Raw genomic sequence first — 7,243 nt, 5'->3', positions numbered from 1 at the left:
TGCCAGTTCGATGGCACAGCGATCTTAGAGGCCTGCCCCGCCTTCATACCGCCGCTGACCGTGAAATCCCACGAAACCGCATCGTCCGGCCCGTTGCCTGACAACATCAGCGTGTCGGTTTTGACCGGCTCAGCGTTAACAAAAGCCGTCGAAAGCGCCCATACCGAGGCCGCGAAACATAGCCGGGAAAACGTTTGGGTTTTGACTTCAACGGCGTAGCGACTCAGCATTTGGCACTCCCTGGCACTTATTGTCTGACGCGGAACGTTAATGACACCGGTTACCCGGCGTCAACAGACTTTACACGTTCGCAATCATTTTCACACAATTTCAATCAACTGAAAGGTGTCAGTGATCGGCGGCGGTCAGGAAGCCGTCACCATCCGTATCTCTTCTTTTGAAGCCCGCCTCGCCATAGGCGACATATTCGTCCAACGTGACTGACCCATCGCTATTGGCATCGGCGTTCATCACGCCATCGATCCGCTTTTTTGTCTTAGGATCATTGATGGTGGCAAGTTTCAGATACGCGGCGCGCACTTCGTCCAGCGTCAGACGGGCGTCCTTATTGGCATCGAGCTTTTTGAACTGCGCGGGACGATCGCGTGTCCATTCAGCGAGACTGACGCGCCCGTCATGGTCCCTATCGAACTTGGCCAAAGACTCGCTTAAAGGCTCGGCGGCGAATGCCATTGTTTGAACAGCCATGACAAACGTAGCCAAGCGGATAACAGTATTGAATTTCATGTATTCCTCCTGCGCCGGGTGTTTATTCACCACTCAAAAAATAGGCGAGCCGTTACCGGCTCGCCATTTAGTTTGGGCCATGGCAGGAAGGTATCCATGACCAAACACTCACTCCCGTATGCCCTCGAACGCCAAAATGCTCCGATTACAACGGATGTAAAAGAGCGGACGCCATAGCGTCCGCAGGTGCGAACCAAGATTGCTAGATTAGCGGGGAGCTCGGAACGGTGAACTAATGAGGAAATATAACCTGTAAAGACGCGCACTTTTGCTGGCGCGACCCATCTATACTTCCCTGAAAGGGTCTTCCCAATTAAATGACACCGGTTACTTCGTGTCAAGTCTCTTTTTGGAAAAACCAAACCGAAACTGGAATCCACTTCACCACGGACCGCGCTCCAAACTTCACAGGTTTTAAAATTCCATCCATTATAGATTGTTTTTATTATATATTTTACAATTCCTCATCCCCAGCGCGACACTTTAAAATAATCCTGCGTCATCTTAATTTTGTCAGATGACCTTGGATTTAGGCTTGAATGTCTGACCAATTTGCCTCATGTCTGCCGAATACTGAAAAGTGAGGGAACTATGAACATCACATCCGCCAAGGTCATCGTCACCTGCCCCGGTCGCAATTTCGTCACGCTCAAAATTATGACGGACGAAGGCGTATACGGTATCGGTGACGCGACGCTGAACGGACGTGAGCTTTCGGTCGTCGCCTATCTGGAAGAGCACGTGATCCCTTGCCTGATCGGTCGGGACCCGCAACAGATCGAGGACATCTGGCAGTACCTGTACCGGGGCGCCTATTGGCGCCGCGGCCCGGTCACCATGTCGGCGGTGGCGGCGGTCGACACGGCCCTCTGGGACATCAAGGGCAAGATCGCCGGGCTGCCGGTATACCAGCTTCTGGGCGGTCGTTCGCGCAACGGCGTCATGGTCTATGGCCACGCCAATGGCACCTCCATCGAGGACACGATCGAGGTCGCGCAGGACTACAAGGCGCAGGGCTATAAGGCGATCCGCTTGCAATGCGGCGTGCCGGGCCTGAGCAGCACCTACGGCGTGTCGAAAGACAAGATGTTCTACGAGCCCGCCGACGCGGACCTGCCTACCGAGAATCTCTGGTCGACCGAAGCCTATATGCGCGTCGTGCCCAAGCTGTTCGCCGCCGCGCGCGAGGCTCTGGGCGAAGAGGTTCACCTGCTGCACGACGTCCACCACCGCCTGACGCCCATCGAGGCCGGACGTCTGGGCCGCGATCTGGAGCCCTATCGGCCGTTCTGGATGGAGGATTCGGTCGTCGCCGAAAATCAGGATAATTTCAAACTGATCCGCCAACATACGACGACGCCGCTGGCGGTAGGGGAAATCTTCTCGTCGATCTGGGACTGCAAGGACCTGATCCAGAACCAGTTGATCGACTATATCCGCGCCACGGTGGTCCATGCCGGCGGCATCTCGCACCTGAAGAAAATCGCCTCGTTCGCGGAACTCTACAATGTCCGTACGGGCTGCCACGGCGCGACCGACCTTTCGCCGGTGTGCATGGCGGCGGCCCTGCATTTCGACGTCTCGATCCCGAACTTCGGCATTCAGGAATATATGCGCCACACGCCGGAAACCGATGAGGTCTTCCCGCACGGCTATTACTTCGAAAAGGGCGATCTGATGGTATCGGAAGCCCCGGGCCTTGGTGTTGACATCGATGAAGACCTGGCCGCGAAGTATCCGTACAAACGCGCCTTCCTACCGGTGAACCGCCTTCAGGACGGCACGTTGTTCAACTGGTAACAGCTCGCCATCGCCAAAAAAATAAAAACAAAACTGAATGTTGCAGGGAATGAAAATGAAAACACAACTGCTGAAAGGCGTTTCAATCAGTCTGATTGCTCTGGTGGCCAGCGTAGGAACAGCTTCGGCCGATCCCGTCACGCTTTTTGATGGGCAGTCCGTAGCCAGCATTGTTCATGCGAAAGACAAACCCTTCAGTCTTGCGGGCGATCTACTGGCACGGGATCTGACCGCATTGACAGGCCAAAAGCCCTTGGTTTCGACTGACCTCCAGTCCTGTAAGCAGGTCTGCGTCGTCATAGGGCCAATCGATTCACCGCTGGTTCGATCAATAGCCAGGGACGCCGATGTCGATCTCACGGATATCAAAGGGCAATGGGAGCGCTACGACCGGGTCCTGGTGCGTTCGAGACGCAATCCGCAGGCGACCTACCTGCTGATCGCCGGCTCGGATACGCGAGGCACTGTTTGGGGTGTCATCGACCTGACCCGCGAAATTGGGGTTTCGGCGTGGGAATGGTGGGCTGACGTCACACCAAAGCGTGTCGATCATTTGTCCGTTGATGGGAAACGACAGCAGTCTCAATCTCCTTCCGTCCCCTATCGCGGCATCTTCATCAATGATGAGGATTGGGCCTTGCAGCCTTGGGCGGCCAAGACCTTCGAACCCGAAGTCGGCGATATCGGCCCGAAAACCTATGGCAAGGTTTTCGAACTGATGTGGCGCCTCAAGGCCAATACCCTCTGGCCGGGAATGCACGCTTCGACCGCGCCCTTCTACACGATCAAGGGCAACAAGGAGATGGCCCGCGATTACGGGATCGTCATGGCCACCTCGCATGCCGAACCGATGGCACGTAACAATACGCGCGAATGGGACGATAAACAGCGCGGTGAGTTCAACTGGTTCGTCAACTCGAAAAACATCATCAAATACTGGACCGAGCGTGCAAACGAAGTGAAGGCGTTCGAGAACGTCTATACACTTGGTCTGCGTGGTAAGCGCGATTCCGGTATGTTCGGCGTCAAGAGCAAGGAGCAGGCGCGCGATGCGATGGAGGAGATTTTCGCCATCCAACGCGCTATTCTATCGAAGGCGCAAGGCAGACCCGCTACCGAGATTCCTCAAGTCCTGACCCTCTATAAGGAGGTTCTCGACATTTACGCGCTGGGTCTGAAAGTCCCCGACGACGTCACCCTAGTCTGGCCGGAGGACAATTACGGCTATATCAACCAACTCTCGACGCCGGAGGAGCAAAAGCGTTCGGGCGGATCAGGCGTATATTACCATGTCTCCTATCTGGGACGACCGCACGACTACATCTGGCTTGGCACGACGCACCCAGCCCTGATCCGAGAGCAGATGGACAGGGCGTGGCAATCGAACGCACGGCGCATCTGGGTGGTCAATGTCGGCGATATCAAGCCGGCGGAATATCTTAGCCAGTATTTCCTCGACCTCGCTTTCGATCACTCAACTTTCGCACAAACACCCCGTGAACACCTTGTCAAATGGGCCGCGGTTCAGTTTGGCGCCGACAAGGCCGACGCGGTCGCCTCAGTCATGACGGACTATTACGATCTGGCATGGGAGCGCCGTCCTGAGTTCATGGGCGGCGGGCAAACGGAACCGACACGCCCTAATGTCGTCAGCGACTATGTCCGCACCGGGGGGCAGGAAGCCAAGGCGCGTCTGAAACGCTATGCCGATCTCGTCAAGCGTGCCGAAGCGCTTGGCGTTGCCCTGCCCGCTGACCGGCAAGACGCTTATTTTCAATTGGTGCTCTATCCCATTCGGGGTGCCGCGAACCTCAACGAGCGTATTCTTAAGCTCAATCTCGCCACGACCTACGCATTCGCAGGCCGCGCCAGCGTCAATCTCCTGTCGGATCAGGCGAAAGCCGCGCATGAACGTATCGTCGCGGATACGGCAACCTATAACGCGCTCGGAAACGGCAAGTGGAAGGGCATCATGAATATGGCGCCCCGCGGGCTGCCGGTGTTCGACGAGCCTTTCTGGCCTCATTGGGCCGTGCCCAAGGCCGCGGTGTGTAATATCGACGCCTCCGGCCTGACCTTCACGCGTGGCAAGCCGTCAAGCAGCACCGTCACGATCTATGGCACAGTCCCCGGCACCTGGAAACTGATCAATTTCAAGGGCATCAAAGCGTCCGCACTTGAAGGCACCCTCACGGCTGATAATGGGTTCGAAACCGAATTGACGCTCGATTATGACGGCGCGTCCGATATCAATACGGGCGAAGTCACCTGTATGGGTAAGCTCATAGGGCTGTTTCCACGTTTGGTGGACAATCCGGGCGATCTGCCGGCCGAGGTCAATCGCATCATCTCGATTTCGGCGGCCAGAACCACCAATGGACTCTGGGAAACCATCCCCGGTCTGGGATCGCGCGGCACCGCGCTGCGTTCGAAACTCGATCTGGCATCGATTGACGACATTTCGGGGCGCGAACCGCTCGTCTATGCCTTCAAGACTGGCGATCTCACCGACGCCCGTTTGAAGGTCGTGGGCCTGCCGGTACATCCCCTCACCTCGGCCAACCGGCTCCGCCTGGCGGTTCGCATCGACAATGGCCCTCTTCAGGTTCTCGATTTCGAGACGTTCGGCCGCAGCGAGGAATGGAAGCAAAACGTCCTGACCAATACCGCCGTGCGAGACATTCACTTGCCCCAATTGCCGAAAGGTATGCACCGCCTTGAGGTCTATCCCCTCGATCCGGGTTTCGTTCTTGATCGCCTCGATATCTTGCTCGACGGCGCTCCGAATCTCTATGGCGCTCCCCCTCTCGGTTAAAGGTATGTCCATGTACTTGAACAGACGTGCCATACTCCTCAGTGGCCTATTTGAGGGCACCGTTTCGAGGGCCATAGCGGCCCCCGCCAAAGCTGTGACGAACCGTGAGGTTATAGACCTGTGGCCAAAAGGTCCTGTGGGCCTTACGGCACCACATCTGACCGAAGGGTCGCCTGCCGCTACAAATCCACCCGCGCGTCGCCTGACCGGGATTACGCGCCCGCGCCTGGAGGTTTACCGTCCGGCTCGGCCAAACGGAGCGGCCTTCCTGATTATTCCCGGCGGCGGCTATCGCCATGTCTCCGTCGAACTGGAAGGGGAACAGATCGCCCGGGCCTGTTGCGATCAGGGGATTACGGCGTTTGTCCTCATCTATCGCTTACCCGGCGAAGGGTGGCAGGACGCGGCCAATGTCCCCTTGGCGGACGCTCAGAGGGCTATGCGTATCATTCGCCATCGATCCAAAGCCTATGGCATTGATCCGGACCGCATCGGCGCTATCGGGTTCAGCGCTGGTGGGCACCTCTGCGGGTCGTTAGTGACCCGTTCGACAGACGTGGTTTATAAACCCGTCGATGATCTGGACACTCTAAACACCGCGCCTAACCTGTTTGCGGCGATCTATCCCGTGGTATCGATGCGGCCAGAAATCGCCCACAAGGGCTCGGCCTTGCTGTTACTTGGCAAAGATCCGACACCGGACCAGATTGTGGCGTACAGCGTGGACGAGCGTGTGTCATCCGCAGCCCCGCCGGCGTTTCTCGTTCACGCCGAAGACGATCCGTCTGTTTCGGTGACGCACACCCTCGCCTTAAGAGCGGCGCTCAAGGCCCACAATGTTCGGGTCGAAACCCACCTGTTCCCTACAGGCGGACATGGCTTCGGTTTGAAGAGCTCTGCGCCCCACTGGTTCGACCTTTTTCTTCGTTTCCTAATGCGACAAGGCCTGCTCGCCAGCGCCGATTCCAAAGCCAACCGCTCCTAGCGCCCTCTATAGGCAATAAAATCTATGACCCAACCTCTCTCCCGCAGGGCGTTTCTATGCGCTGCGACGGCAACAGCCGCCTTCACCACGTTCCCCACGGTTTCGGGTGCGGCCATCCCCCTTACCGCCAAGCCGGTGTCGTCGACCGACCTGCGCTGGCTGGATGGCAAGCCGAACGCCTTCGAAGGCGGGACGCTGGGCGTGCCATGGCCGCGCGGCACGGTGAAGCTGGGCAAGGGCAAGACGCCGGAGTTCAAGCTCGGCGACGTACCGGTGCAGTCGTGGCCGATCGCCTACTGGCCCGACGGCTCGCTGAAATGGACCGCCCACGCTGTGGCCGGTGGTGCACCGACCGACGGCCTGTCGCTGACCGCCGGTAAGGCGGCCACGCCTGGCAAGGCCGTCAGCGTCAAACAAACAGCGTCGGAAGTGACCGTGACGTCCGGCGATCTGGTCTGGGTCGTGCCGACCTCGGGCGAGTATCTGATCGCCAGCGCGACCCGGGCGGGCCGCCTGACGCTGAAAGAGGCGAAACTAGTCGCCCTGTGGCAGGATCAGCCGGACCTCGACGCCACAGGCAGCATCAAGCAGCAGAAATTCACCAGCAAGGTCACCAAGGTCACGGTCGAACAGACCGGCCCGGTGCGCGCTGTGCTCAAGGTCGAAGGCACGCACTCAGGCAATGGCCGCGACTGGCTGCCGTTCTCGGTGCGCCTCTATTTCTATGCCGGTTCGGAAAGCGTCCGCATCGTCCACTCCTTCATCTATGACGGCGACCCGGCCAAGGACTTCATCCGCGGTCTGGGCGTCACGGCCAAGACGCCGATGACCGAAGAGACACACAACCGTCATATCCGCCTGTCGGGCGATGGTGTCGGCGTCTGGGGTGAGGCTGT

The 7,243-nt window shown here is 58.0% G+C and carries 6 protein-coding genes; 4 read left to right on the top strand and 2 right to left on the bottom strand.

The window, feature by feature from the left end; all coding sequences use genetic code 11:
- Both PQU92_RS18665 and PQU92_RS18660 read right to left on the bottom strand, forming a co-directional pair.
- A partial coding sequence (locus PQU92_RS18665) for a hypothetical protein (protein WP_272749811.1) occupies positions 1-230 on the bottom strand: 230 nt, incomplete at its 3' end.
- A 118-nt stretch (positions 231-348) separates the two neighbouring features.
- Positions 349-747 (bottom strand): EF-hand domain-containing protein, encoded by a 399-nt coding sequence (locus PQU92_RS18660; RefSeq protein WP_272749810.1) that lies wholly within the window; start codon positions 745-747, stop codon positions 349-351.
- Between the two features lie 591 nt (positions 748-1,338).
- Here PQU92_RS18660 and manD point away from each other — a divergent pair.
- The 4 genes from manD to PQU92_RS18640 form a co-directional block, all read left to right on the top strand.
- Positions 1,339-2,547 carry a D-mannonate dehydratase ManD gene (gene manD, locus PQU92_RS18655; RefSeq protein ID WP_272749809.1) on the top strand — a complete coding sequence of 403 codons (1,209 nt, stop codon included), beginning with the start codon at positions 1,339-1,341 and terminating at the stop codon, positions 2,545-2,547.
- A gap of 55 nt (positions 2,548-2,602) precedes the next feature.
- On the top strand, positions 2,603-5,362 hold the full coding sequence (locus tag PQU92_RS18650) for a glycosyl hydrolase 115 family protein (protein WP_272749808.1): 2,760 nt from the start codon (positions 2,603-2,605) through the stop codon (positions 5,360-5,362).
- Between the two features lie 136 nt (positions 5,363-5,498).
- Positions 5,499-6,347 carry an alpha/beta hydrolase gene (locus tag PQU92_RS18645; protein ID WP_272749807.1) on the top strand — a complete coding sequence of 283 codons (849 nt, stop codon included), beginning with the start codon at positions 5,499-5,501 and terminating at the stop codon, positions 6,345-6,347.
- Between the two features lie 24 nt (positions 6,348-6,371).
- On the top strand, positions 6,372-7,243 hold an 872-nt coding region (locus tag PQU92_RS18640), incomplete at its 3' end, for an exo-rhamnogalacturonan lyase family protein (RefSeq protein ID WP_497006758.1).

It is taken from the genome of Asticcacaulis aquaticus, from assembly GCF_028550415.1.
Taxonomy (GTDB): domain Bacteria; phylum Pseudomonadota; class Alphaproteobacteria; order Caulobacterales; family Caulobacteraceae; genus Asticcacaulis; species Asticcacaulis aquaticus.
Note: the sequence above shows the minus strand (reverse complement) of the source record. Positions and strands in the feature narration are given on the sequence as shown.

Bases quoted from the DNA above. Each gene is read 5' to 3' on its own strand.
- PQU92_RS18650 (WP_272749808.1), top strand. From the start codon at position 2,603: ATGAAAACACAACTGCTGAAAGGCGTTTCAATCAGTCTGATTGCTCTG.
- PQU92_RS18660 (WP_272749810.1), bottom strand. From the start codon at position 747: ATGAAATTCAATACTGTTATCCGCTTGGCTACGTTTGTCATGGCTGTT.
- manD (WP_272749809.1), top strand. From the start codon at position 1,339: ATGAACATCACATCCGCCAAGGTCATCGTCACCTGCCCCGGTCGCAAT.